General features: G+C 68.7%; 22 protein-coding genes. 11 read left to right on the top strand and 11 right to left on the bottom strand.

Annotation, left to right across the window (positions count from 1 at the left end; translation table 11 throughout):
- Nucleotides 1–95: 95 nt before the first annotated feature.
- Entirely contained in the window at nt 96–1,835 is a 1,740-nt protein-coding gene (locus IRZ30_RS02165) for an RNA-binding domain-containing protein (protein ID WP_294082450.1), read from the bottom strand.
- 377 nt (nt 1,836–2,212) lie between these two features.
- On the opposite strand from IRZ30_RS02165, the gene IRZ30_RS02160 reads away from it, so the two are divergent.
- Nucleotides 2,213–3,124, top strand: coding sequence for a CvpA family protein (locus IRZ30_RS02160; RefSeq protein ID WP_294082448.1), 912 nt, complete (start codon nt 2,213–2,215; stop codon nt 3,122–3,124).
- A 15-nt stretch (nt 3,125–3,139) separates the two neighbouring features.
- On the opposite strand, the gene IRZ30_RS02155 is transcribed toward IRZ30_RS02160, so the two are convergent.
- On the bottom strand, nt 3,140–3,634 hold the full coding sequence (locus tag IRZ30_RS02155; protein WP_294082447.1) for a GNAT family N-acetyltransferase: 495 nt from the start codon (nt 3,632–3,634) through the stop codon (nt 3,140–3,142).
- 252 nt (nt 3,635–3,886) lie between these two features.
- Between IRZ30_RS02155 and IRZ30_RS02150 the strand changes: the two genes are divergently transcribed.
- Nucleotides 3,887–5,101, top strand: a complete 1,215-nt coding sequence (locus IRZ30_RS02150; RefSeq protein ID WP_294082445.1) for a M20 family metallopeptidase — start codon at nt 3,887–3,889, stop codon at nt 5,099–5,101.
- 198 nt (nt 5,102–5,299) lie between these two features.
- Nucleotides 5,300–5,974, top strand: coding sequence for a dienelactone hydrolase family protein (locus IRZ30_RS02145; RefSeq protein WP_366945311.1), 675 nt, complete (start codon nt 5,300–5,302; stop codon nt 5,972–5,974).
- Here the strand turns inward: IRZ30_RS02145 and IRZ30_RS02140 are convergent.
- Nucleotides 5,947–6,780, bottom strand: a complete 834-nt coding sequence (locus IRZ30_RS02140; RefSeq protein WP_294082441.1) for a hypothetical protein — start codon at nt 6,778–6,780, stop codon at nt 5,947–5,949. The two genes, IRZ30_RS02145 and IRZ30_RS02140, sit on opposite strands and share 28 nt — an antisense overlap.
- Before the next feature lie 71 nt (nt 6,781–6,851).
- Nucleotides 6,852–8,723: a protein kinase gene (locus IRZ30_RS02135; RefSeq protein WP_294082439.1), complete on the bottom strand. Its 1,872-nt coding sequence runs from the start codon at nt 8,721–8,723 to the stop codon at nt 6,852–6,854.
- Between the two features lie 325 nt (nt 8,724–9,048).
- Between IRZ30_RS02135 and IRZ30_RS02130 the strand changes: the two genes are divergently transcribed.
- Entirely contained in the window at nt 9,049–9,528 is a 480-nt protein-coding gene (locus tag IRZ30_RS02130; protein ID WP_294082437.1) for a PaaI family thioesterase, read from the top strand.
- On the opposite strand, the gene IRZ30_RS02125 is transcribed toward IRZ30_RS02130, so the two are convergent.
- The 4 genes from IRZ30_RS02125 to selD all read right to left on the bottom strand — a co-directional run bounded on the left by IRZ30_RS02125 (nt 9,491) and on the right by selD (nt 13,450).
- Complete coding sequence (locus IRZ30_RS02125) at nt 9,491–10,498, bottom strand: HD domain-containing protein (RefSeq protein ID WP_294082435.1); 1,008 nt, start codon at nt 10,496–10,498, stop codon at nt 9,491–9,493. The genes IRZ30_RS02130 and IRZ30_RS02125 overlap by 38 nt on opposite strands.
- 117 nt (nt 10,499–10,615) lie before the next feature.
- Nucleotides 10,616–11,512: a 4-(cytidine 5'-diphospho)-2-C-methyl-D-erythritol kinase gene (ispE, locus tag IRZ30_RS02120; RefSeq protein WP_294082433.1), complete on the bottom strand. Its 897-nt coding sequence runs from the start codon at nt 11,510–11,512 to the stop codon at nt 10,616–10,618.
- Nucleotides 11,499–12,380: a 16S rRNA (adenine(1518)-N(6)/adenine(1519)-N(6))-dimethyltransferase RsmA gene (gene rsmA, locus IRZ30_RS02115; RefSeq protein ID WP_294082431.1), complete on the bottom strand. Its 882-nt coding sequence runs from the start codon at nt 12,378–12,380 to the stop codon at nt 11,499–11,501. Before rsmA ends, ispE begins: the two co-directional genes overlap by 14 nt.
- A gap of 17 nt (nt 12,381–12,397) precedes the next feature.
- The gene (gene selD, locus IRZ30_RS02110) at nt 12,398–13,450 is read right to left on the bottom strand and encodes a selenide, water dikinase SelD (protein WP_294082429.1); all 1,053 of its coding nucleotides are present in this window, start codon (nt 13,448–13,450) and stop codon (nt 12,398–12,400) included.
- Between the two features lie 227 nt (nt 13,451–13,677).
- Here selD and IRZ30_RS02105 point away from each other — a divergent pair, with 227 nt between their 5' ends.
- Both IRZ30_RS02105 and IRZ30_RS02100 read left to right on the top strand, forming a co-directional pair.
- Complete coding sequence (locus tag IRZ30_RS02105; RefSeq protein WP_294082427.1) at nt 13,678–13,983, top strand: antibiotic biosynthesis monooxygenase family protein; 306 nt, start codon at nt 13,678–13,680, stop codon at nt 13,981–13,983.
- 139 nt (nt 13,984–14,122) lie between these two features.
- On the top strand, nt 14,123–14,950 hold the full coding sequence (locus IRZ30_RS02100; protein WP_294082426.1) for a hypothetical protein: 828 nt from the start codon (nt 14,123–14,125) through the stop codon (nt 14,948–14,950).
- A gap of 157 nt (nt 14,951–15,107) precedes the next feature.
- On the opposite strand, the gene IRZ30_RS02095 is transcribed toward IRZ30_RS02100, so the two are convergent.
- From IRZ30_RS02095 to IRZ30_RS02085, 3 genes are all read right to left on the bottom strand, one after another.
- On the bottom strand, nt 15,108–15,680 hold the full coding sequence (locus IRZ30_RS02095; protein ID WP_294082424.1) for a TetR-like C-terminal domain-containing protein: 573 nt from the start codon (nt 15,678–15,680) through the stop codon (nt 15,108–15,110).
- Entirely contained in the window at nt 15,670–16,398 is a 729-nt protein-coding gene (locus tag IRZ30_RS02090) for an MBL fold metallo-hydrolase (protein WP_294082422.1), read from the bottom strand. The genes IRZ30_RS02095 and IRZ30_RS02090 overlap by 11 nt, the downstream gene beginning before the upstream one ends.
- A gap of 175 nt (nt 16,399–16,573) precedes the next feature.
- Entirely contained in the window at nt 16,574–17,743 is a 1,170-nt protein-coding gene (locus IRZ30_RS02085) for a pyridoxal phosphate-dependent aminotransferase (protein WP_294082420.1), read from the bottom strand.
- Nucleotides 17,744–18,121: 378 nt separating this feature from the next.
- Here IRZ30_RS02085 and groES point away from each other — a divergent pair, with 378 nt between their 5' ends.
- From groES to IRZ30_RS02060, 5 genes are all read left to right on the top strand, one after another.
- The gene (groES, locus tag IRZ30_RS02080) at nt 18,122–18,427 is read left to right on the top strand and encodes a co-chaperone GroES (RefSeq protein ID WP_294082418.1); all 306 of its coding nucleotides are present in this window, start codon (nt 18,122–18,124) and stop codon (nt 18,425–18,427) included.
- A gap of 58 nt (nt 18,428–18,485) precedes the next feature.
- Nucleotides 18,486–20,111, top strand: coding sequence for a chaperonin GroEL (gene groL, locus IRZ30_RS02075; protein ID WP_294082416.1), 1,626 nt, complete (start codon nt 18,486–18,488; stop codon nt 20,109–20,111).
- Between the two features lie 314 nt (nt 20,112–20,425).
- A complete protein-coding gene (locus tag IRZ30_RS02070) occupies nt 20,426–21,766 on the top strand; it encodes an aspartate aminotransferase family protein (protein ID WP_294082414.1) in 1,341 nt (446 codons plus the stop codon).
- A 96-nt stretch (nt 21,767–21,862) separates the two neighbouring features.
- Nucleotides 21,863–23,044: a glycosyltransferase family 4 protein gene (locus IRZ30_RS02065; protein WP_294082412.1), complete on the top strand. Its 1,182-nt coding sequence runs from the start codon at nt 21,863–21,865 to the stop codon at nt 23,042–23,044.
- Nucleotides 23,041–23,931, top strand: an 891-nt coding sequence (locus IRZ30_RS02060; RefSeq protein WP_294082410.1) for a lysylphosphatidylglycerol synthase transmembrane domain-containing protein, incomplete at its 3' end; no start/stop codon positions are given. The genes IRZ30_RS02065 and IRZ30_RS02060, both read left to right, overlap by 4 nt.

Here is a 23,931-nt window from a genome sequence, read left to right as displayed (position 1 = left end):
ATGCCGGCGCTTTCGAAGCAGACAACGAGGCCGGCCCACCAGGGCCGGCCTCGCCGTCGATTCCACGTGGTCTCCCCGTCACCGGGGAGTGCGGGTCAGGCCGTCGCGGCTTCCACCGGTTTCCCGGTGGCTGTTTGAATCGCCACGCGCCAGTCGTCGTCGATACCCTCTTCGGTCACGCCGTAGAAGACGCGCACGTGGCCGTTCTGCCGGTAGGCCAGGTCGTAGCGCACGCTGCCGTCCCGCTGCTTGTGGGCCTTGATGAAGCCGAGCGGGCCGTGCCAGCGGATCTTCTCGGGATCGATCGGGTTCGACTCTTTCTGTGTAATAGCATAGCGCCAGAGTCGCCGCGCCGAGTCTCGCGTCACGTTCTGCACGACCTTGCGGTTGCGCAGGTCGCGCATCGAGTGGTAGATGACGCCGTCGCGGGTCTCGGACGCCACGATCTCGACCCCCGTCCGTGGGAGTCGCGCCTCCGCCTCGTCGTCGCTCAACTCAGACGGCAGTGCGGGCGAATCGTCGGACGCCACTGTCTCGCCCGCAGCAGCGGCCCCGGCCGCGGCTTCCCGTCGTGCCTCCAGTGCGGCGCGCACCATCTGAATGATCTCGTCGCGCATGGCCACGCTTGTCTCCGACTCTTGCCGGAGCAGGATCTCGCCGGTGAGGAGCGCGTAGGGCTTGTCCTGGCCCTGCGGCACCGTGACCACCAGGACATCCTTGTCCTCAATCGTATGGACATCAACCGTGGCAGCCGGGGGCGGAGTGATGAAGCGGGCGATGTCGTTGCGGAGGGTCTCGGCGGCTTGCTTGGCGTTGGCCACGCCGTTGATCTCACCGTCGGGCTTGGCGTCCAGCCCGATAAAGATCGTGCCGCCGTTGGTGTTGGCGAAGGCCACCACATCCTTCAGCACAGCGTTCGACTTCGACCGCCGGCTGGGCAGGCGCGGGTGGAACGCCTGAACGATGTTGTTCCCCTCCTCCCGGGCGGCCAGCACGAAGTCGTACGGGGCCTCCGACGGGCGGTGGGGACGGAACAGGGAGAAGTCGTCGCCTTCGAAGACGGCCTTGAGGGCCTCGAAGCTGAGTTCTCCCAACAGGACCTCAGTCATGCGATCGCCGATGCCCAGGTTCGTCTCGCGCTCCGGGTCGCGCGTGAGTCGATGCGCGTCGGACCCCTGGATGACGTGCATCCGGCGCGGGTACTCCGGCTTGGTGCCGTTGAAGAAGCGCGCGGTGCTCCGCCGCGAGGTGTTGTCGAGGTCGGTAGCCTCGAGCGCGTGCAGGTACGGGCTTTGGGTATAGGCGATCTTCGTCTGGCCTCCGAAGGGGAAGCCCTGCATGGCGATGCCGTGTGTCGAATTGACGTGCGCGCCGATCACCAGCGCGCCGGCCTCGTGCAGGATCTCGTAGGCTTGGAGGACCTCGGTCGTCGCGCCGACCTCGCTGCTCCCCTGGTCGAGCTTTTCTTCCGGGATGCCGAGGGTCAGCAGGATGTGCTCCATCTTCCGAATCGAGGTGTCGGGCGGGAAGATGGCCAGGATGTGGAACCCGAAGGTCGCGGTGAACTCGAAGCCAGGGAGGACGAGCATCTTGTTCAGGAGCCGGCGGTATTCCGCGAGGAGCGCTTCTTCCTCCGGTTCAAGTCGTCCGAGGGCTTCGAGGAGTTCCAGGTCCTCAATCTCTCGCCACATGCGCGCCCAGCCGCGGACCGTGTTGTGATCGGTGAACGCGAGGATATCGATGCCGCGAGCCTCGGCCCGCTGCAAGAGGTGGACGAAACTGACACCCTGCTCCTGATAGTCGGCAGAGGCGGGGGTATGGATGTGGAGATCCATCGTCCGCCAGGCGAGATCCTGGCGTTCCTGAGGTTCCGCGGGACGCTGGCGAGGACGTCTGCTTCTAGCCAAGGGTGATACTGGCACCCCCTTCCTGACAATGTGTTGATACACGACAGGCCGTGGTGGAATCGCTCGTCCCACGGCCTGACCCCGCACCGAAAGCATATCATAGGGGCGGATGCCTCGCACCGCCCGAAAGTCCGCGTGCTACAATCTAGCGGCGGTATCCGGTACCGGTAGGGCGACGCAGGGCCGCTATGACCGCCGAGCGCAGGTGCTCGCGGTCTCGTTTTGAGGAGAAATCCGGTCCGCTCTCGTTCCCCGAGCGCTGCTCAACGACTGAACTCTCCGCCGCGAACCAGGGAGCCACAACCGTGAACGTCTACCTGTTGCTCGACATTCTGCTGCTGATTCTCATCGCGTTGTTCGTGCCGATCGGGTTCTGGCGTGGGGTGCAGCGCGAGGTGCTGGTCACCCTCGGCATCCTCTTCGGGGCCGCACTGGCCGAGTCGTGGGCCGGCCCATGGGGCGCCGACCTGGCGAATATGACCGGCCTGCGCGAGTCCGGTGGCGCCTTCATGGTCGCCGTCTTGTTCCTGATCGGCAGCACGTTCCTGCTTGGCTACGGTGCCGGCGCGGCGCTGCCCATGCCGCGGCCGGGATGGGTCGCCCGCGTCTTCGGGGCGCTTGTGGCGGGGGCGAACGGCACGCTGCTGCTGAGCTACGCGCTGCGTGACATCCGCTTCTACCTGCTCTCGGCTGAGAATCCGGCGTTCCTGGAGCGCGCGGTGGTGGCGCAGTTCCTCGCGACCGGCATCGGCTGGGTGCTGCTGGTGGCAGCGGTGGTCTTCCTGCCGATCGTGATCGTCCTGGCCTTGTTCGGCCGGGGCGGCTACGTTGAGGTCGAGGAAGAGGAGGCGCCCGAGCCCTATCCAGAGATCGAACCGCCGACGACGCGGGCCTTCCCGCCGCGTGTGCCGTCGTCGCTCAACGACGAGGCGACGGCCGTGTACAAGACCGAGCCGCCGACCGTCCCGGTGCGTGCCGCGGAGGAGACCCGGCCGGTACGGATCTCGGAGGCGGATGGCGACGCGTCCCGCTCAGGCGGCGCCCGGCTCGATGCGGAGGCGACCGCGTTGCTGCGGGACGCGCATGAGACGATCCAGATCCAGACCACGCCGCGGGAAGAATCGCACGTGCCGGTGTCGGACGGCACGTGTCCCTACTGCCACGCCGATGTCAGCGAGGCGGAGGTCTACTGCCCGCGTTGTGGGCGGATCCTGTAGGACGATCCCCCCGCGCTAGCGCTGCTCCCACTCGGTCCGCTGCGCCGCGTAGAGCGACGCGTGGGGCTTGCCGTCGAGCGACTTCCGCATCAGCACCTCGACGCGATCCTCGACGAACCCCTCGCGGGCGTAGAAGGCGTGCGCGATCGGGTTGGTGACGTCGACGCTCAACTCGATGAAGGAGCAGCCCTGAGCGCGCGCGTGCTCCGTGGCGGCATTGAGCAGGGTTCGCCCGATCCCCTGGCCGCGGAAGTCGGGGTGCACCACGAAGCGACGGATCACGCCGAAGCGCCCGTGCTTGGCCTTGGCCCCGATGAACAGTTCCAGCTTGCCCACCACGCGGCCATCGACCTCAGCCACCAGGACGGAGCTGGGCTCGTAAGCGTCGTCGTGGTACTCGACGATCAGGTTCTCCTCGTCCCAGCACCATCCGGCTTCCCGGTTAAGCGCTGCCTCGGTCGCGGCGTCTTCGAACCTGCCCGGCCGCACCGTTACGGTTGGCGTCGTCATCCGTCTCCACACTCCCTCTCCATTGCCACGCCGGCGCCCGGCGCACCCGGCGGTGCGGCCCATTCTACCGGCCTGCGCGACGTTCGGGCACTGCCCGCCGTGAGGAGGCATCCGGGGGACCGCACCGCGGACACTGCCGTATCCGTCGTGCCTGTCGGAACAAGGGGACGGGATAGTGCACAAGTGCGCCATACCGCGTATAGTTCCGGGAGGATCAGCGGTTCGAATCTCTGATGGATGGGAGGGGAGTGCGTGAGCACGACCGGTAATCTGGAGGCCGCTCGCGAGGCGATCCTGGCGAAGATCGACGCCGAGCGGGACAACCTGATCGCGCTGTCGAAGTTCATCCACGCCAACCCGGAGATCGCGCTGCAAGAAGTGAAGGCGAGCGCGGCCTGCGCCGATTTCCTGGCCGAGCGCGGATTCTCGGTGGAGCGCGGTGTGGCTGACCTGCCGACCGCCTTCCACGCCAGCACGGGCGAGGGGCGCCCCCATGTGGGCTACCTGTCGGAGTACGACGCCCTGCCGGGTGTCGGGCACGGCTGCGGGCACAACCTGATCGCGATCGCCGGGATTGGGGCCGGGATCGGGCTGGCGGCCGCGCTGCCACACGTCGGCGGGCGGGTGTCGGTCTTCGGCACGCCGGCCGAAGAGGCCATCGGCGGCAAGGTCATCATGGCCCGCGCCGGTGTCTTCTCCGGGCTTGACGCGGCCATGGGGGCGCACCCGGGCACCAGTGAGGCCGCGGTGCCGTACCTGGAGGGCAGCGGTCAGGCGCTGGCCTGCCAGGGTGTGAAGATCGCCTTCCACGGGAAGGCGGCGCACGCGGCGGCCGATCCGCACAACGGCATCAACGCCCTCAATGCCCTGATCGAGACCTTCAACGGGATCAACGCGCTGCGGCAGCACATCCTGGACGACGCTCGCATCCACGGGATCATCACCCAGGGCGGGCAGGCGCCGAACGTCGTGCCCGACTACGCGGAGGGGTCGTTCCTGGTGCGCGCCTCGACCCGCGCCTACATGAAGGAGTTGGTGGAGAAGGTCCGGGCCATCGCCGAGGGCGCGGCCTCGATGACCGGCGCGCGGCTCAGCTTCGAGTACTCGGAAGAGCCGTACTACGACATGATCACCAACTACCCCCTGGCGCGGCGCATCAAGAAGCACCTCGACGACCTGGGTCTCCAGCTCCCCGACCCGAAGGTGGAGCCGGGCAAGGGCTCGACCGACTGGGGGAATGTGAGCTACGAGGTGCCCTCGGTGGAGACGAGCTATCCGATCGTCGACCGGGTGATCACCTGGCACTCGCAGGAAGTGGTTGAGGCGGCCGACAGCGAGATGGGCTACGCCAACACGCTGACGGTGGCCAAGGCGCTGGCGCTGACCGGGCTCGACGTGCTGACCGACGCGGCACTGCGCGCTGAGATCGGGCTCGCCTTCGAGCGCGAGCGCGCCGCACGCGGTTAGTCCCACTACTCGACGCACCGCTGGCCCCGGTGGTCCACCGCCGGGGCCTACACCGTTCTTGCCGGTACACCCTTTGCATGCTCCATCCTGGGCGAGGTGAGCTACCACCGGGATGGACGAAGCGTGAGCGACGAACGATTCGATGACCAGGAGCAGCAGGGCGATCAACGCGCTGAGGAACCGGACGGTGAGGCACGTCTGGCTGAGCCCGCGGCGTGGAGCCGCGAGGTCACCGTTCCAAGTGGAGCCGTCTCCCTGGCCGGGACCCTCACGCTTCCCGAGCGGGCGCGGGGCCTGGTGCTCTTCGCCCACGGCAGCGGCAGTAGCCGGTTTAGCCCGCGCAACCGCTTCGTCGCCGGAGAACTACACGTGGCACGGCTGGGCACGCTCCTCATCGACCTCCTGACTCCGGAGGAGGAGGCGATCGACCGCCGCACCGGCGCGCTGCGCTTCGATGTCGGCTTGCTGGCGGAACGGCTTGTCGGCGCTACAGGGTGGCTCCGGGAGCAGCCGGAGACGCGCCACCTTCGCATCGGCTACTTCGGTGCCAGTACCGGAGCCGCGGCGGCGCTGGTCGCTGCGGCGCAGTTGCCGAGCACGGTCCGGGCGGTCGTCTCGCGTGGCGGCAGGCCGGACCTCGCCCGAGATGCCCTGCGGCGCGTGCGGGCGCCGACGCTGCTGATCGTCGGCGAGCTGGACACACCCGTCATCCCGCTGAATGAGGCGGCGCTGGCCGCGTTGCCGGGTGAGAAGCGGCTCGAGATCGTGCCGGGCGCCACCCACCTCTTTGAGGAGCCGGGCGCGCTGGAAGCGGTCGCGCGCCTTGCGCGTGATTGGTTCGTGCGCTACCTGCCCGCGGGCGGTGTCGACTGAGCCACCGGGGTGAGCGAGTCGAGCGGCAGGCGCAGGCGTTTGGACTCCAGGTTGATCGTGAGGCGTTCGCCGCGATCGAGCTCCGCGACGAATCGCGCCTGGGGTGGCTCGCCGGCCACATCCCCGGAGCGCTGCGGGCGGGGACGCAGCAGGACCGCAGCCCGCTGGTCCGGGCGCTGGTCACCGGCTCCGAGCTGGACGAACGCGGCGATCTCCCCCTCCACCGGGAGCCACGCCCGGGTGGCGTCGGTTACTTCCTTCCCACCGTGGGCGATGAGCACCCGGACGTCCCCGTAGCGCAACAGCACCGCGTAGGCACCCAGGTTGGCGTCCGGCCCGGACGCAGCGGCGAGCAGAAGCTCCCGGTTTCCGCCGAGACTGATGCGCTGGGTGCCGGTGAGGTAGCGGATTTCGATCCCCTGGTCGCGGGCGGCACGCTCCAGCCGGGTCCAGACCGGCTCCGCGCCTGGTGTTCCCAGGACGGCGACCGCCCCGACCGTTCCACGTTCGACCAGCGCGAGGGCACCGAGGGCCGGGTCGTCATCCGCAGCCGGAACGACGAGCAGGTGCACGTGCCGCTGCCACGGCAGGGTTGAGCGGTCGACGAATTCGGCCAACTCGTCCTGCCACTCGCTGCCGCCAATCACGACGGTCCGGCCGTCAACGCGGATGAGGGTGCTGAGACGATTCCCAGTGTTGCCGACGCTGAGCCGGTCGCTACTATCCCACCCCGCTCCGGCCCAACCGATGCCGAGGCCGGCTAGGATCGCGAGCACGAGGACGAGGGCTGCGGACCGCCACGACACGGGCGCGCTCAGCCATCCGGTATGTGGCACCCGTGTGGCTGGCGGCGTGGCGGGCGGCGACGCGGCCATGGCTAGTCGTCGCCGGCGTCGTAGTAAGCGATGGCGATGCTTGACCCGCGCGGCACCCATGAGCCCCAGGCCAGGGTCGCGCTGACCACAGCGCCATCCGCGAGGTTCTGGCAGTCGAAGTCAGGTGCCGACTGCTGGATCTGCTCGCACGTTTGCGGGACCACCGATTCGACGACGAATCCCGCGTTCTCCAGGGCAGCGACGACCTGCGGGTAGGGCTGCCCGAAGGCATCGGGCACCTGGATCTGGTCGCCGACGCTGATGTAGAGCGTGACCGTGCCGCCGTTCGCGACCTGGGACGGCGGATCCGTGCGGATGACGTTCCCGCGCGGCACGGTCGCGCTGCCCTCCTCGACCTCGTTGACCGTCAGCCCGAGCTGCTCGAGTTGCTGGCGTGCCTGAGCCCGCGGTAGACCGACCACGCTCTGGAGCGAAATGTACTCGGGGCCGCGGCTGACCTTGACCTGGATCTGAGTCCCCTTCGGGACCGACTCCCCAGCTCGTGGCTCCTGGTCGATGATCGTGCCGGGCGGCTCGACGTTGTCGTAGACCCGCTCCTCGACCAGCGTGAATCCCAAGCCGTTGACCGTCTCCTCCACCTGGTCGACGGTGGAGCCGATCAACCATGGCACGGTGGCCATCTCCGGCGTCGGTGAGGGGGTCGGTGTGGGCGTGCCCGGCGTTCCTGTCGGACTCGGCGTGGCCGGGGTGGTCGCCGTGGCAGTGCTGGTCGGCGTTGATCCGGTCGTCGGGCTGGCGACAGCGGCGGGCATGGTCGCGGTCGGGGTCGGCTGGTTGGATGGTTCGAAGAAACCGAAATCGCCGACGTTGAAGACCAGGACCACGAGCCCGACGAGGCCGATCAGGATGGCCGAGCCGATCAGCCAGGTCACGCATCCCACATCGTCGCGGAATGCCTGATTCCGCGCAGGCGGCGGGGGCGGCGCGCCGCGACCCGTCCGGCCTGGAGGGACAGCCGTTGCGGCCCGGCGGGGCGGCCTGTCGACCGCGGCGGGTGCCGTGGCGATCACGCGGGTCGCCTCACTGTCAGCCGTGCCTGCCCGTTCCCAGTGGTCGAGCGCGTCGGCCAGCGCCCCGGCGCTCGGGTAGCGGTCGGCGGGGTTCTTGGCGAGCGCGCGGAGGACAATCGCTTCGACTTCCGGCGGGATCGCCGGGTTGAACTGGCGCGGTGGTGGCGGGCTGGCGCTCACGTGTTGCATCGCGACGCCGACCGGGGTGTCGGCTTCGAACGGGAGGCGCTTGGTGAGCATCTCGTAGAGGACGACGCCGGTGGCGTAGACATCGGAAGCCGGCGTCGCCTGCGCGCCGCGCGCCTGTTCGGGCGACACGTAGTGGACGGTGCCCATGCCGGTGCCGTCCTCGGTCAAGTTGGCGTCGCTCAAGCCCTTGGCGATGCCGAAATCGACCACCTTCACGTGGCCGTCCTGGTCGACGAGGATGTTTTGGGGTTTGATGTCGCGGTGGACGAGGCCGTGGGCATGGGCATAGTCGAGCGCTTCGGCCACCTGGCGAATGATGAAGGCGGCGCCGTCGACGGAGAAAGGCCCCTGGCGGCGGATGAGTTCCTTGAGGTTGGGGCCGTCGACGTACTCCATGACGATGTAGCGGGTATGACCGTCCTGCCCGACGTCGTACACGTTGGCGATGTGGGGATGAGAGAGACGCGCTGCCGATTGCGCTTCGCGCTCGAACCGCCGCAGGAAGTTGCTGTCGGAGATGTACTGGTCGCGCAGCACCTTGACGGCCACCACCCGGTTGAGGACCAGGTCGTAGCCGCGGTAGACGACCGCCATCCCGCCCTCGCCGATGCGTTCGTCGAGGCGGTAGCGCCCATTCAAGGCCCGTGCTTGCACCAGATGGAACCTCCCCGGCGGCCAATTCTAAGAAGCATGTCGCACACCTGTCAATTCGTCGGATCAGCATGAGCGGCACGTGGGTGCGTGCCGCCGGCGCGGCAATCGTACTACCGGTGGCCCGGGGATTACAGGGCCGTCATGAGTTCTTCCCGGCTCGAACCGGGATCGGAGCGCCGATTCGGGATGCCTGGGTAGAATCGCCGCAGCGCGGGCGTTGGGCATCGCCCGCTCTGGGCCGGTTCGCTTCCCCGCAAGGAGACGGGATCAACGGGCCGGCGGCGATCCAGTGAGCGCAGCAAGTGAGCGCAGCAGAGGAGGAGTGGTGCAGTCCGAGCGGGTCAATACGGTGGTCGATCATGGATGCTTCGGTTGCGGGGAGAAGAACCCCATCGGTCTGCGGCTTGCCTTCTACCGGCATGGAGAGGCGGGTGTGCGGGGCACGTTCACCCCGGCGCGCGAGCACGAGGGCTACCTCGGCATGACCCACGGCGGCATCCTGTCGACTGTCCTGGACGAGGCGATGAGCTGGGCCGTGCTGGCCGACGGCCGGTTGGCGGTGACGGCGCGGATGGAGATGCGATTCCGTCGGCCCGTGCCGGTCGAGCAGCCGGTGGAGGTCATCGCGGAAGTGGTCCGCGACCGGGGCCGCATGGTCGAGACTCGCGGCGAGATCAGGGACCGTGAGGGCGCGGTGCTCGTCAGCGCCACGGGCACGTTCGTCCGCGTCTCCGACGAGCAGCAGGCGGCGTGGGAATCGGTGTATTTCAGAACGGAACGTCCTCAGGGTCGTCCCGAGAGTTGAGAAACGGATCCCATCTCTCGGGCCCGTCCGGGTGGGATGATGCATTCGTGGCTGGCACCCGCAGCAGAGACTCCCGCATCGGGAACCAGACCCATCCGTCGTCCGGGTTCGCGGCGCGGAGCAGATCACGGGCGCCGGTAACGCAGGCATCCAATTGATCGGCGTGGTGTAGGATCCAGGCTTCAATCGTGGCCGGGCGCACGGCGGCGCCCCACTCCGGTTGACCGTGGTGGCTCGCGATGAGGTGCAGGAGACCTGCCTGCCGCTCGTCGTCGATGTCATCCGCCATCGCGAGGAGGTCCTCGACCATGCGAACCCCGCGGAGTACGTGACCGAAAAGCCGTTCATCCGGGTGCACCTGGTCCGGCGCGTGGACCGGGTGCAGACCGGCCTTGCCGATGTCGTGGAGCAATGCCCCGGCGATGAGCAGGTCGCGATCGACGGCGCCGGCATACAGCGAGGCGGCCGCGTCGCAGATGCGCGCGACGTTGACGCTGTGCTCCAGCAGCCCCTCGCGGTAGGCGCCGTGGTACTTGGCGCTGGCGGGTGACGTCAGGAAATCGGAAAACGTTTCAACCGCGCGCTCGAGCAGCGCGGTCAGACTACGGTCGCGGAGGGTATCCACGAGATCCCAGAACTCCGCCAGATTATCGTTCCGGTAGGGGCCGGGGAGGTAGGGGGCGATGTCGCCGTTGCACACTTCGCACTCGGTGACGTGCAGTTCGCGCTTGCCCTGATATTCCTTGACGGTTGCGGCCACGTAGAGCAACGTCGGACAGGTGTATTCCTCGCCGTCCACCACGTCCCACTTGACGGCCCGTACCTCACGGAGCTGTTTGTCGCGCAGCCGGAACTCCAGGAAAGGCTCGCCGCCTCTCTTGTGTCGCCGTTCTACGCGAAAGGCGAGCGCAATACCCTCGACGACCTGCCCCACCACAAGGGTGGCGAAGTCAAGCGCGTGGTGTTGCACTGATGTCTACCGCTCCACTTGACCCACAGTCGGTCCACGTAGCATATGCGCTGACGTGGTGATCGTCAATCTCGTACTCGAGGAGAGTAGCGCCGGATCCTGCGCGGAGACACCGATTCACCCCCGAACTGCGCGCAGGATTTCCTCGTTGGGGTCTCTGGCGACCGTGGTGCAAATGTGGACTCGCCCGGTCCCGGTCGGAAGGCGGTCGGCCATGGCGATCGCGGCGGCCTGGGTCGGAACAACGGTGAAGACCGACGGCCCGGCGCCGCTCGGCAGAACGACCGGCGCGCCCGCCGCATGGAGGGCGTCGATTGCTCGGCTGACCGCGTCCCATTGACGGAGGACGGGGGTGAAGGCGTTGCGCATGAGTCTGGTGTCGAGGGTCTCGCCACGTGCCAGCGCGGCGGCCAGGCGCCGCGTGGCGGTGCCGTCGGTGAATTGGTCCGGCGTCAGCGCGCGGTAGAGGGCGGCCGTCTTCGCCGGGATGACGAGGTCTGGGACGACGATGACGAACCAGGCATTGGGCGTCGCGTCGAGGGGGGTCAGGTCGGTGCCGGTCCCGGTGGCCAGGGCCGTCCCGCCGCGGACGAAGAAGGGGACGTCGCTGCCCAGCGCCGCGGCGGCGCGTTCCATCTCGTCGATCGGGATGCCGGCGAGGAAGGCGAGGGCGCCGAGGAGGGTGCCGGCGTCGCTGCTGCCGCCACCTAGGCCCGCCGCGAGCGGGATGTGCTTCTGCAGCCGGATCTCGGCCAGAAGGCGTACGCCGAATGTTGTCTCGGCCAGCCGGACTGCGCGCCAGAGCAGGTCCGACTCTCGCTCCAGCCCCTCCAGCGGCGTGTAGCGGAGCGCCGGGGCGGGGAGCAGGTCGATGGTGTCGAAGAGGCTCACGCTCTGCAGGATCGTGACGACGTCGTGGTAGCCGTCAGGGCGCCGGGTGAGGACCTCCAGCCCGAGGTTCACCTTGGCCGGTGCGCGCAGGCGGACAGGGGCGGCCAGCTCAATCGACGTCACTCGGCTGCGCTCCGAAGCTGCGCTGCACGGCAAGCCACTCCTCCACCGAGAGCGTTTCGGCACGGCGATCGGGGTCGATGCCCGCGGCCGCCAGTCGCTCCTCGACCACGCTCTTCGGTACGCCCAGCGCATCGGCCAGGGCGTTCGCGAGCCGCTTTCGTCGCTGAGAGAACCCGGCGCGGACGAGGGTGAAGAAGGCTGCCCGGTCGGCGCCGGAGAGCGGCGGGTCCGGCTTCAGATCCAGGCGCAGCACGGCAGAGTCGACGCGCGGGCGTGGCACGAAGGCTCCCGGACCGACGCGGAAGGCGATGCGGGGCTCCGCATAGAACTGCACGGCAACGGCGAGGACGCTTATCTCCGGCGGGCGAGCAACGATCCGCTCGGCCACCTCGCGCTGCACCATGACGACCATGCGGCCGGGGCGGTGATCGCTCTCCAGCACGTGCTCGATGACGGCCGCTGCGACGGAGTATGGGAGGTTGGCGACCACGTGGTAGGGTCGCCCTCCGACGAGGTCTCCGAGATTCAGGTCGAGGATGTCGCCCTCGACGATGCGCACGTTTTCCGCCTCAAGCGACGCACGCAGGTGGGCGGCGAGGCGCGTGTCGAGCTCGACGGCGATCACCGTGCCCGCGCGGCGCGCCAGCTCGCGGGTGAGGATGCCGAGGCCGGGACCGACCTCGACGACGAGGTCGTCGGGACCGAGCTCGGCGACGTCCGCGATGCGCTGGACGATCCGAGTGTCGTGCAGGAAGTTCTGGCCGAGCGCCTTGCTCGGCCGGACGCCGATCTCGTCCAGCAGGTCGCGGAATGTCGGCTCGGTGCGCTCGCGCTCTCCGCGATGCCGGGGCCGTTCCCGCCGCCGCACACGCCCCTCCATCCCACTCAGGGCAGCAGGAGGAGCCCGTGCCCCTCCTCGACCGAGCCCACCCGCCAGAGCGGTTCACCAGCCGCGGCGAACGCCTGCTCCAGCGCCTGCGCCCGGTCGCCCGGGACCGCGATGAGCAGGCCTCCCGAGGTCTCGGGGTCGAACAGGAGGTCCAGCGTCGTCTCCGGGATGCCAGGGGCAATCTCGAGGATGCTCTCCGGTCCCTCGCCGTAGAAGGCGCGGTTGCGCCGCGCCCCGCCGGGGAGGCGTCCCTCCGCGGCGTAGCGCTCGGCGCCGGGGAGCCACGGCATTTGCCCCGCCGACAGGACGAGGCGCACGCCGCTCTTCTGCGCAACCTCGGTGGCGTGGCCGAGCATTCCGAAGCCGGTGATGTCGGTGCAGGCGTTGACCCCGACCTGCTGCATCAGGGCCGCGGCGGCGCGGTTGAGCTTGAGCATCGACGCCACGGCCTCGTCCACGTCGGCCGGGTCCGCCGCCTGGGCCTTGAGCGCGGTGGTGATGACGCCGGTGCCGAGCGGCTTGGTGAGATAGAGCACGTCGCCTGGTCGGGCGCCGGCCTTGGTCACAACCCGATCGGGACGGATCGTGCCGGTGACGACCAGGCCGTACTTCGGCTCGTTGTCGGTGACGGTGTGTCCTCCGGCGATGACTATCCCGGCCTCGGCAGCCTTGTCGGCGCCCCCCTGGAAGATGCGCTGCAGCACGTCGAGCGGCACGTTGTCGGGGAAGCCGGCGATGTTCAGGGCAAACAGCGGCGTACCCCCCATAGCGTACACGTCGCTCATGGAGTTGGCCGCGGCGATAGCGCCGTAGATGTACGGGTCGTCGACCACAGGCGTGAAGAAATCGACCGTCTGGATCAAGGCAAGGTCGTCGCTCAGGCGATAGACAGCCGCGTCATCGCTGGTCTGGAGCCCGACGATCAGGTTGGGGTCACTGAGCTGAGTGAGCGGACGCAGCACCTGCGCCAGGGCCTCTGGGCCCATCTTGGACGCTCAACCAGCGCAGCTCGCCAGTGTCGTAAGGCGAATCTCGTCGCGAGACTGCACGGTGGCTTTCCTTCCAGGACCCTGACAACGCGGGTCATCGCCGCTTGTTCGGCACCGCGCCGAACCACATGGCCCGATCATAGCCAACACGCGTGCCCGGCTCAACCTTCCCGTCGGCCGGTGTCGCACGGCGTGCTCGGAGTGGTACCGATCGTGCTGGCGTCACCGAGACACCCGGCAGCGGCCGGGAACGGTCCGAACGGTCTGGCGATGGAGGTAGGTGGACCATGATGACCGTCATCACCGAGACAACCCTCAAGCCCGGCCAGGAGCAGGAGTGGGACCGAGCGTTCGAGGAGCGGTTGCGTGCCGCGAAGCAACAGCCGGGATGGGTTGATACCCAGTTGCTCATCCCCGAGGACGAGCCGAACAAGCGGGTTGTGGTCGGCACCTGGCGCTCCCGCGACGACTGGGAGCGCTGGCATGAAACGCCGCCCTTCCGGCAGACGCGCGAGCCCTTGAACCGGTCGTCCATGGACGATGGCAGGCCCGAGTGGCACAAGGTTCAGGCACGCGAGGCGATGCAGGCCTGAGCGCGTCGCCCGGCTCAGACGCTCTCCTGCTCGATCCGGCTCGATCAATTGCCCCTGTCGCTGCACCTGCGTAGAATGGCGCGCGCAGCTGAGGCTTCGGCGCGGCGTGTCCATTGGGGTGAAGTGAGCGGAGGCGTGCATGGCCGGGTTGAGCACCGCAGAACTGGTCGATATCGCGCTCGAGATGGCGGAGATGCGGACGTTGCCCGCCGACAGCGCGGTCTACGTCGAGGGATCGGGCCTCAAGCGCGTGATGATGGGCATCGATATCGGCCCGGCGGAGCTGCTCCTGGCGCGGGAGTTGGGCTGCGACGGGGTGATCGCCCACCACCCGGCCGGTGGCAGCGCAACGCTCAATTTTCCCGAGGTTCTCACACGCCATGTTGAGCTGATGGTGGAGTATGGCGTCCCGGCCACCGCGGCCCGCGACGCCATCCAGGGGCTGCTCACCCGCTCACTGCTCCGCGCGCAGAGCGCCAACCACGACCACACGCCGTCGGTCGCGCGTCTCCTCCAGATGCCGTTCCTCAATATCCACCTGCCGCTGGACGAGGTCGGACGACGGATCATGGTCAAGACCATCCAGGAGGCGGTCGAGCCGTTGGGGGACGAGGCGCGGGTGCAGGACGCGATCGACGCGCTCATGACGCTGCCGGAGTTTGCCGGCGCGGCGACGCGGATCATGGTCCCGGTCGGCGCGGTGGATCAGCCCCTGGGCAAGATCGCGGTGGTGCACGGGGCGGGGACGAACGGCGGGTACGCCGTTGCCCGCGCCTACTTCGACCACGGCGTGCGGACGGTCCTCTACATCCACATCGCTCCCGAGGAGGCGGAGCGCCTGCGCCGCGAGGGTGGTGGGAACCTCATCGTTTCCGGCCACATCGCCAGCGACCTCGTCGGCATCAACCGCTACGTCCAGGCGCTGGAAGAGCGCGGTGTCGAAGTGGTGCGCATGAGCGGGCTGTGAGTCGTGGTGCGTGTTGCGTGATGCGTGATCCGTGATCCGGGTTGCGTGATGCGTCTTGGGTTTTGCGTGGAGGCGGGTTGTCGGTCTGACGGCGGACCGGTCGAGCGTGTCCCCGCCACTGCGCACGGACGACGGAACACGGAACACGCACCACGCACTAGGCGCCCCCTTCGCGTTGGAGTCCGCGGATGAACCCCGTGAGGAGGCGGCGGTAGCTTTCGTCGATGTCGACGGGAAGGCCGAAGCCACCAGCCAACTCCAGTGAGACGAAGCCGTGCATCAGGCTCCTCAGACCGCGGATGGCGTGGATCTGATCCTCGGGGGAGAGCTGGTACGGCTTGAGCACCAGCCTCAGGACATCCAGGATCTCCTCGCTGGCATCAATGAGCGCCTGATGATCCGGGTCCGGCGCACGCAGCGAGGCTTGGTAGAGCCGGGGACGCTCGTGCGCGAACTGCCGGTAGGCGTGTCCGATGGCGAGGATGGCGTCCTCCCCGGTGCGGCCGATCGCCGCGCGCGAGATGCGGGCGCCGAGCTCCCGCACGGCGAACACGGCCAGCCCACGTAGCAGATCGTCCTGGCCGTCGATGTGGTTGTAGAGGGACGGCGTGCGCACCCCCAGCGCCGCGGCGATCTGGCCGAGCGTCACCTCCCGCCCATCCGCCTCGTCCAGGAGATCGGCGGCGGTCTTCACGATGAGGTCGCGGCTCAGTCCCGGTCTAGGCGCCATGCGCAACCCTATCCGCCAGCTTGCGCTGGGCTACGGCGATGGCGCGGTCCATCGCGGGGAGCGGATCCTCCAACACGGGACCGTGACCGGTCGCCAGCCGCGACGGCTCGAGCGACCGCAGCAGCCGCGCAGAGTCGAGGGCCGCATCCTTGTCCCAGGTAAAGATCGAGGGGAACGGGAACGTGGGGACGATCGTACCCGAGACGGCGACATCGCCCCGCGTTTGGAAAGCGTCCCCGGCGATGAGCGTGCGGTCCCGTGTGTCAAGGAATGCAACCTGATCTGGTGCGTGGCCGGGCGCGGCGATGACCTGGAGCGAGCCGATCCGGTCTCCTGGCGCGATGGTGCGCGTCGGCCGGGTTACGCGGCGCGGCCACCGGCCGGGGATGGCTACGACTTCACCGTCGATTTCGAGCGTCCTTTCACCCTGGAGCAGCCGGGCGCTGCGATCGGTCATGAGCACCTCGGCAGCGGGCAGCGCGCCGCGGAGCTGGTCGAGCGCGCCCACGTGGTCGGAGTGGGCGTGCGTGAGCACGATGCGGCGAATGGTTTCACCATGCGCGGCTGCGGCGGCCAGGATGCCCGGCCCACTGCCGTTGGCGCCGGTGTCGATCAGCGTAAACCCGTCGTCCTCGCGGACCAGATAGACGTTGACCGGGAACAGGACCGGCCAGCGGGTCACCTGGATGAGGTAGTCGCCGTGGGTCGTGACCTTCATGTGCGTTCCCTTCCGGGGGATCGGCGGGACGTCTCGTCCGCGCTCTGGAACTAATACGCTTCAATCATAAACTAATGATATTAGTTTGGCAACCCCCGGGGACGACGAAGCGGGCGTCAACACGACGCCCGCTTCTATCGTGGTTGCCCGGTCGCGCGGCTGGTGGGTGGCCTGGTTAGCCGCCCAGGACGCGCGTGATGCGCTCCAGGGAGCGCTCGATGATGTCGTCGGAGTTGGCGAAGCTGAGGCGGATGTGCTTCGCGCTGACCTCGCCGAAGGCATCGCCGGGGGTGACGCCGACCCGCGCCTCGTCGATGAGCAGGCGCGCCACCTCCTGGCCGGTCATCCCGGTGCCGCTCACGTCGGCAAAGGCGTAGAAGGCGCCCTCCGGCAGCGGGCAGTGCACGCCCTTGATCGCGCTCAGGCCGGAGGAGATCAGGCGGCGACGGCGGTCCCAGGCCTCGACCATGGTGTCGATGAAGCCCTGCGGTCCTTCGAGGGCAGCCACCGCGCCGTATTGGGCGAACGACGTGGCGCAGGTGACCGAGTGGCTGTGGATCTTGGCCACCTGCTTGATGATCGGCGCGGGCGCGGCCAGGTAGCCGAGTCGCCAGCCGGTCATCGCGTAGGCCTTGGAGAAGCCGTTGACGGTGATGGTGCGCTCGGCCATCCCGGGCAGCGTCGCGATGCTGATGTGCTGGTGGTGGTCGTAGACGATCTTCTCGTAGATCTCGTCCGAGATGACGATCAGGTCGCGCTCCTGCGCGATGGCGGCCACCACCTCCAGCTCCTCACGGGTGAGGACGCGCCCGGTCGGGTTGTTGGGGCTGTTGACGATGAGCACCCGCGCGTTGGGCGTGAGGTGCGGCTCGATAACCTCGCGGGTGATGCGGTAGTTGTCGGCCGGATCGAGCGGAATGCGGGCGATTCCGGCGCCGGCGATGGTGGTCATCGGTTCATACGAGACCCAGCCGGGGTCGAACATGACCACATCGTCGCCGGGTCCGACCAGGGCCAGGATGGCGGAGAAGAGTGCGGACTTCCCGCCCGGCGTGACGATGATCTGGCTGGGGTCGACGTCGATCCCGTTTTCGTCGCGGAGCTTGCGGGCGATGGCCTGGCGCAGCGGGAGGATGCCGGCGCTGGCGACGTAGTGCGTCTCGCCGCGGGCCATGGCCTCGGCGGCGGCGCGGCAGATGTGTTCGGGGGTGGCAAAGTCTGGGTCACCGCCGCCCAGGTCGAGGACATCGTGACCCTCCTGACGGAGCGCTCGGACGCGGTCCGAGACGGCGATCGTCGGTGAGGGCTGCATGCTGGTGACACGGGCTGCGAAGTGGTACGTCACGCTCGATCCTCCTCCAGGTTCAACGCTCAGCCGGCGTCCTCTGCGCCCGGGCACCGGCACAGGGACTGGAACGCGTCGATTATGCCGCATCGGGTTCCCGCGCGTACCCTCCGCCTGGTCGGGATCACCGAGCGGCGACGGGATGCCAGCGCCCAGGTTTCGGGGGTGCAGGTGGACGAACAGGCCGGGCGGGGTGATGCATTGCTGAGGAAGCGACGTGCGGGTCGGCAGACTCGGCACAGTGCCCCTTGCAGGTTTCACACGTCTTGGCTAAGATACGCTCAGTTAGCACTCACGAGCCGAGAGTGCTAAACTGGAGACGCAGGAGAAGGGCGGCGGCGTGACCCGCCGCGTTCGTCAGAGGGAGGTACCTCGAGGATGGCGAGTGTGAAAACGCAGGTCCGGCCGCTCGGGGACCGGGTGTTGGTGCGCCCGGTGCAGCGTGAGGAAGTGACCAAGAGCGGGATCGTCCTTCCGGATACGGCCAAGGAGAAGCCGCAGCGCGGTGAGGTGCTGGCGGTGGGTCCGGGCCGGTTCGATGAGGACGGCGAGAAGCGCATTCCGATGGACGTCAAGGTTGGCGACCACGTGCTGTTCGCGAAGTACGCGGGCACGGAGCTGAAGGTCGACGACGAGGAGCTGCTGATCCTCAGCGAGAAGGACATCCTGGCGGTCGTCGAGTAGCGGCTGCCCGATCGGCGTGAGTAGCTTTCGCGGAAATCCGCGAGGGAGGGTATGAGACGTGGCCAAGATTCTCGAGTTTAACGAGCAGGCGCGTCAGTCCCTGAAAGAGGGGATCGACACGCTGGCCAATGCCGTCAAGACCACGCTTGGTCCGAAGGGCCGCAACGTCGCGCTCGATAAGAAGTTCGGCGCGCCGACCGTTACCCACGACGGCGTCACCGTCGCCAAGGAGATCGAGCTGGACGATCCCTTCGCCAACATGGGTGCCCAGCTCCTGAAGGAAGCGGCCACCAAGACCAACGACGTGGCCGGTGACGGGACGACCACCGCGACCGTGCTGGCGCAGGCCATCGTCCACGAGGGTCTGCGGAACGTCGCCGCCGGTGCCAACGCCATGATGCTCAAGCAGGGTATCGACCTGGCGGCCGACAAGGTCGTCGAGACCCTGAAGGACATGGCGAAGGAAGTCCGCGGCAAGGAGGACATCGCCCAGGTCGCGTCGATCTCCGCGGCTGATCAGGAGATCGGTAACCTGATCGCCGACGTGATGGAGAAGGTCGGCAAGGACGGCGTCATCACCGTCGAGGAGTCCCGCGGTCTGGCCTTCGAGACCGAGTACACCGAGGGTATGCAGATCGACCGCGGCTACATCTCCCCCTACTTCGTGACCAACACCGAGCGGATGGAGGCGGTCCTCGAGGATCCGTACATCCTCATCACCGACAAGAAGATCTCCGCCGTCTCCGACATCCTGCCGGTGCTGGAGCAGGCGCTGCAGGTCACCAAGAACTTCATGATCATCGCCGAGGACGTCGACGGTGAGGCGCTGGCGACCCTGGTCGTTAACAAGCTGCGCGGCACCATCAACTGCCTCGCGGTGAAGGCGCCGGGCTTCGGTGATCGCCGCAAGGAGATGCTGCGCGACATCGCGATCCTGACCGGCGGCCAGGTGATCTCCGAGGAGGTCGGCCGGCGGCTCGATAGCACCACGGTCCAGGATCTCGGCCGCGCTCGCCGCGTCGTGGCCACCAAGGACGAGACCACCATCGTCGAGGGCCACGGCAAGGAAGAGGACATCAAGGGCCGCATCGAGCAGATCAAGGCTCAGATCGAGCAGACCACCAGCGACTTCGACCGCGAGAAGCTGCAGGAGCGGCTGGCGAAGCTGGCCGGCGGCGTGGCGGTCATCAAGGTCGGTGCTGCGACCGAGACCGAGCTGAAGGAGAAGAAGCACCGGGTCGAGGACGCGCTGAGCGCGACCCGCGCCGCGGTCGAGGAAGGCATCGTCCCGGGTGGCGGTGTGGCGCTGCTCAAGGCGGCCGAGGCGCTGGATGATGTCCAGGCCGAGGGTGACGTCCTCACCGGCGTCAAGATCGTCAAGCGGGCGCTGGAGGAGCCGCTGCGCGGCATCGTGGCGAACGCCGGGCTCGACGGCTCGGTCGTCGTCCAGAACGTCCGCCGGCTGCAGCAGGAGAAGAACTCTCCGACCATCGGCTACGACGTGATCCGCAACGACTACGGCGATATGCTCGAGTGGGGCATCATCGACCCGGTCAAGGTGACGCGCTCCGCGGTGGAGAACGCGGCCTCGATCGCCTCGATGATCCTGACCACCGAGGCGCTGATCACGGACAAGCCGGAGGAGCAGAAGGCGCCGGCCATGCCGGGCGGCATGGACTACTAGTCGCCGACCCGACGGCAACGTCAGACACCAGAGCGGGGGCGCGCACGTCGCGCCCCCGCTTCGTGCTTTCCGCTGGTGATCGCGCAGCGGGAAGCGTCGGTGTCGGTCATGCAGTGCACTCCCTGCAGTTCCCGTGCCGGCCCTCGATGGGCTACCCCGATGACGGGTGGGCAGGTGCGCGACCCGTGAGCCCTTGGTCCCACACGTTACGATGCGGTCGTCAGGGATGGGCTCGTTGACCGAGACGCCGCTCCGGCGTAGCATGGCGCGCACGCAGGACCGTGAGCGTGGCATCAGTCGCAGGGGAGGTCGCCATGAGCAGCGGCAGCCAGCGAGGCGGAAACGTCTACCGGGAGCCGGGATCGGCTGCGGCGGATCTGTTCGAGCGAGCCCGCCGGGTACTCCCTGGAGGCAACACCCGCACGACCGTCTACAGTGCACCTTACCCGCCCTACGCGGCGCGCGGCCGCGGCGCGGTGATCGTCGACGCCGACGGTGAGGAACGGCTCGACTTCGTCAACAACTACACCGCGCTCATCCACGGGCACGCCGACCCGGACATCAACGAGGCGGTTATCCGCCAGCTCGCGGACGGTGTCGCCTTCGCGATGCCGACGGAACACGAGATCGCCCTCGCCGAGCTGCTCACGGAGCGCGTGCCGTCGCTGCAGCAGGTGCGCTTCACCAACTCGGGTACCGAGGCGGTGATGATGGCGATCAAGGCGGCACGGGCTTATACCGGACGGCCGCGGATCGCGAAGTTCGACGGCTGCTACCACGGTTCGTACGATTTCGCGGAGGTGAGCACGCAGTCCAGCGGAGAGCATGGGGACGACGGGTTGCCGGTCGCAACGCCCTATACCGCCGGTACGCCGCAGGCGGTGTTAGACTCGGTGGTGATTCTCCCCTTCAACGACATCGATGGGACCGAGCGGCTGATCGAGCGGCACCGGGACGAGCTGGCTGCGGTGCTGATCGACCCGAACCCGCGCAGCCTCGGGCTGCACCCAGCGGAACCGGCATTCCTCCAGCGGCTGCGGGAGATCACCCGCGCCTACGGCATCGTGCTGATCTTCGACGAGGTCATCTCGCTGCGTGCGGACTACGGCGGGATGCAGTCGGTGCTCGGGGTCACTCCCGACCTGACGGCCATGGGGAAGATCATCGGCGGTGGCTTCCCGGTTGGCGCGGTGGGAGGATCCGCCGAGGTGATGGCGGTCTTCGACCCGACGGGCGGACCGCCGCGGGCGCCGCACGGGGGGACGTTCAACGCCAACCCCGTGACGATGGTCGCTGGCTTGACGGCGATGCGCAAGCTGACACCGGCCGAGTTCGACCGGCTTGCTAGTCTGGGGCAGCAGTTGCGGGCGGGCATCGACGAGGTGCTGCGGGAGGCGGGCGTGCCGGGGCAGACGACCGGGCACGGCTCGCTGTTCCACATCCACCTGCACCAACGACCGCTGGCGGACTACCGGAACAGTATCCTCACGGCGGAGGAGCGCGCCTTCGTCGGGCGCGTCCACGAGGCGCTCATGGGGCGCGGCATCTTCATCACCCCGGCGCTCTTCGGCTGCCTCTCGACGCCGATGGGCGTGCCGGAGGTCGAGGCGTTCGTGGACGCCTTCGCCGCCGCGCTCAACGACGCGCGGGACTGACGCCGGCCGCTGGCTCAGCGTCCTCCGCGGGGCGCTCCTGACCGGGCTCCGCGAGGGCCGTATAATCGCGGGGGCCGCTGGAGGGGAAGGGGCGCGATGAGCCAGCCTGCGGCGCGGCTGCTCTGCGTCGGCACTTACGAGCGAGACTACCCACGCAACGCGCTGACGATCGCGGCGCTGCGCCGGGCGGGGTACGATGTGGAGGAGATCCACGTCCCGGTCTTCGAGCGGACACGCGACAAGACCGGCGGGTTCCTCCGACCCGGCTCGCTGGCCCGGCTCGGAGCGAGGCTCTTGTGGGCCTACGCGCGGCTCGCGCTGCGGCTCATCCGGCGGCTGCCAGACGCCGACGCGGTGATCTTCGGATACATCGGGCAGGGGGACATGCTAGCGCTGGGGCCGCTGGCGCGGCTCCGCGGGCGCCCCGTGGTTTTCAACCCGTTGGTGACGTTGACTGACACGTTGGTCGAGGATCGCGGGCTGGTGCGGGCCGGGACTCTCGCGGCGCGAGCCATCGCGGCGCTGGATTGGGCCGCGCTGAGGTTCGCCGACCTGATCCTCGTCGATACGCCGCAGAACGGGGACTATCTGGTCGACCGGTTCGGTGTGTCCCCGGCGCGCATCGCGGTGGTGCCGGTGGGCGCCGATGATCGGCTCTTCCACCCCCGCGAGATCGTCACGCCACCTAGTGGTCCGCTCCGCGTGCTGTTCTACGGCAAGTACACGCCGCTGCACGGCGTCTCGACGATCGTCGAAGCCGCGGCGCTCCTGCGCGGTGAAGACGTGCGGTTCGAGATGATCGGTGTGGGGCAGCTTGTGGCCGAGACGCGGGCGATGGCCGAGCGTCTGGGGCTGGATTCGATCGAATTCCGCGACTGGGTGCCGTTCACCGAGCTGCCCGAGCGCATAGCGGCCGCGGACGTTGTCCTGGGAATCTTCGGCGACACCGACAAGGCTGCACGGGTGGTGCCGAATAAGGTGTTCCAGGCGATGGCGATGGGTGCCGCGATCGTGACACGGGATGGCCCGGCGATCCGCGAGGTGCTGCAGCACGACGTGTCCGCGCTGCTCGTGCCGGCCGGCGACCCGTCGGCGCTGGCGGACGCGATCCGTGCGCTGCGCGACCCGGAGCGGCGGCGGACGCTCGGCGCGGGTGCGCGCGCCGCGTTCCTGGCAACGGGGAGCATCGACGCACTGGCGGCGCGGCTGAGCGACATGCTGAGCCCGGTGCTGGCGCGACGGGCAGGGCGCTCGGTGGTGCGGGAGCGGGAGGCATGAGCGGTGAGGCGACGCGGGCAGCCGGAGGGCCGCGCCCACGCTGGCGATCGCTCCTGCTGGTGTGGGGCCCGTTCGCCGTGGCGGTCGTGGCGTTGCTGGCTAGCGGCCAGGCGAGGGCCGTCGCGCGGGCCATCGGCGATGCCCGGCCGGGGCCGCTGCTGGTGCTGTTGGGAGTCGGGGTGGCGCTCCCGGTGGTTCATGCCCGCCGTTGGCAGACGATGCTGCGCGCCGTCGCGGCCGACGTGCCGCTACCGCACGCGGTGGAGATGACCGTGACCGCTTCGCTGGTGAACTACGCGGTTCCCGGGTACGCCGGCTCGCCGGTCAAAGGGGTGCTGGCGCGCCAGCTCCACGACGTCGGGTTCGGCCGCTCGCTGCCGACGCTGGCCGCGGAGCAGGTGCTGGACGCGGCGGCGCTGGCACTCGGCGCGGTGGTGGGGCTGGCGCTGGCGGGTCCGTCCGCACTCGCCTGGATCGGTGCGTTGGACGGCCCGTCGTGGCCGGCGGTGCTTGCGGGCGGGGCGGTCGCGCTGGGCGGCGTTGGGGTGGCCGTCCTGATCGCGCGGCGCTACGCCGGGCGCTTCGTTGAGCGCGTGGTGGCGAGCGGGCGGATGCTGGCCGCCGACCGCGGCCGCTGGGCGCCGGTGCTGGTACTGACCGCGACCTACTGGGGAATGAACGTCGCCGCGGTGTGGCTCGGCGCTCGGGCGGTCGGGTTAACGCTTGGCCCGGTCGAGCTGTTGCTCCTGGCCAATTTGCCGCTCCTGGTCGGGCTGGCTTCCCCGCTGCCGGGCGGCCTCGGCCTGCGCGAGGGGGCGATGGCGGGCGTCGCGGGGGTGATCGGGGTGCCGGTGGCGGCCATCGTGGCGGCGGCGGTGCTGCACCGG

The organism is Sphaerobacter sp. (genome assembly GCF_019683595.1).
In the GTDB taxonomy this organism is placed as follows: Bacteria; Chloroflexota; Chloroflexia; order Thermomicrobiales; family Thermomicrobiaceae; genus Sphaerobacter.
The sequence above is the reverse complement of the archived record's forward strand: the minus strand, read 5'-3'. Positions and strand labels throughout refer to the sequence as shown.